Here is a 364-nt window from a genome sequence, read left to right on the forward strand (position 1 = left end):
GGAAAGCGCAACCCAACACCCCCATAATTTTTTTGAGCTTTTCTATTTTTCTCGATAATTTATTGTTGGGTTTCGTTCCTCAACCCAACCTACAGCCTACTTAAGTTTATCTTAAAAATAAGTAGTAGGTTGGGTTGAGCGATCGCGTAAAAAAAGTAGGTTGGGTTAAGCGAAAGTGCAACCCAACACCCCCATAATTTTTTTGAGCTTTTCTATTTTTCTCGATAATTTATTGTTGGGTTTTCTCAACCGAACCAACAGCCTACTATTTTTCTCGATCATTTATTGTTGGGTTTCGTTCCTCAACCCAACCTACAGCCTACTTAAGTTTATCTTAAAAATAAGTAGTAGGTTGGGTTGAGCG

This window comes from Limnoraphis robusta CS-951, from assembly GCF_000972705.2.